Source organism: Acidisphaera rubrifaciens HS-AP3 (genome assembly GCF_000964365.1).
Taxonomy (GTDB): domain Bacteria; phylum Pseudomonadota; class Alphaproteobacteria; order Acetobacterales; family Acetobacteraceae; genus Acidisphaera; species Acidisphaera rubrifaciens.
On record NZ_BANB01000775.1, the window covers coordinates 1 to 1374 of the forward strand.

Here is a 1374-nt window from a genome sequence, read left to right on the forward strand (position 1 = left end):
ACTGGCATGGCGGTGGTCCCCACGGCGGTCCCGGCGGCCCGCACGGTCCGGGAGGATGGCACGGTCCCGGTGGCCCCGGCGGCTGGCATGGTCACGGTGGTCCGGGCGGCCCGGGCGGGTGGCATGGCCCGGGCGGCTGGGGCGGTCCCGGCGGCTGGCATGGCGGCGACTGGCATGGCGGGCCGCCCGACGGGTATGGCTATGGCTATGGCGGCCCGATGTTCGGCGGCTATGGCGGCCCCGGCTATGGCGGTCCGGCCGGGTTCACCCCGCCCTTTGCGTATTTCGGCGACGACGACGACTGACGGCGGCCGCCCATAGGCAGGGTCCTCCCGCTGATCTAGCGTGCGGCGCATGACCCTGCCGTTCTGGAAGACCAAGACGCTGGCCGAGATGAGCGCGGCGGAATGGGAGTCGCTTTGCGACGGCTGCGGCCGGTGCTGCCTGCACAAGCTGCGCGACGCCGACGACGACAGCCTCGCGCATACCAACGTCGCCTGCCGCCTGCTCGATACGGAGACATGCCGCTGCCGCGACTATGCGCGGCGGCGGCGGCGGGTGCCGGACTGCATCCAGCTGACGCCCGCGAGCCTCGCCACGATCGACTGGCTGCCGCCGTCCTGCGCCTATCGCCGGCTGGCCGAGGGGCGCGACCTGTTGTGGTGGCATCCGCTGGTCTCCGGCGATCCGGAGACGGTGCACAGCTCCGGCGCGTCGGTGCGCGGCCGGGTGGTCAGCGAGCGCGAGGCGGGCGAGCTGGAGGCGCACGTGACCGACTGGCCTGGGCGGCTTCCCCGCCGGCGGCCGGCGCGGTCGTGAGCGGGCAACTGTTGAGCGGGCATCTGTACGGCGGCGTCAACGCCGCGGTGCTGACGCCGATGCGCGATGATCTGGGCGTCGATCTCGACATGCTGGCGGCGCGGTGCCGCGCGCTGCTCGACGAGGGCTGCGACGGGCTGGCGGTGCTGGGCACCACCGGGGAGGCCAACAGTCTCGGCATCGACGAGCGGCTGGCGCTGCTCGACGGGCTGGCCGAGCGCGGCGTCGATGCCGCGCGGCTGCTGCCCGGCACCGGCACGCCGTCGATCACCGACACGGTGACCCTGACGCGGCGGGCGGCGGCGCTCGGCTGCCGGGGCGTGCTGATGCTGCCGCCGTTCTTCTACAAGGGGCCGAGCGAGGACGGGCTGTTCGCCTGGTTCAGCGAGGTGATCAACCGCGTGGGCGTCGGCACCGCGATCTATCTGTATCATTTCCCGCAGCATTCCGGCGTGCCGTTCACGCCCGACCTCGTCGCCCGGCTGATCCGGGCGTTTCCCGGCACGGTGCGCGGCATCAAGGACAGCAGCGGCGATTACGATTTCACCGGGCGGA

The 1374-nt window shown here is 73.1% G+C and carries 3 protein-coding genes; all 3 read left to right on the forward strand.

From position 1 onward, the window contains the following. Positions 1–305: hypothetical protein (locus B8460_RS17520; protein ID WP_199445687.1), on the forward strand; the 305-nt coding region annotated here is incomplete at its 5' end. Positions 306–354: 49 nt separating this feature from the next. Further along, the gene (locus B8460_RS17525) at positions 355–819 is read left to right on the forward strand and encodes a YcgN family cysteine cluster protein (RefSeq protein WP_048862910.1); all 465 of its coding nucleotides are present in this window, start codon (positions 355–357) and stop codon (positions 817–819) included. Further along, the coding region (locus B8460_RS17530) for a dihydrodipicolinate synthase family protein (protein ID WP_241771227.1) at positions 816–1374 on the forward strand (559 nt) is incomplete at its 3' end. The genes B8460_RS17525 and B8460_RS17530, both read left to right, overlap by 4 nt.

What these genes read in the sequence shown, in the direction of transcription:
- B8460_RS17525 (WP_048862910.1), top strand. Translation starts at nt 355, where the DNA reads ATGACCCTGCCGTTCTGGAAGACCAAGACGCTGGCCGAGATGAGCGCG.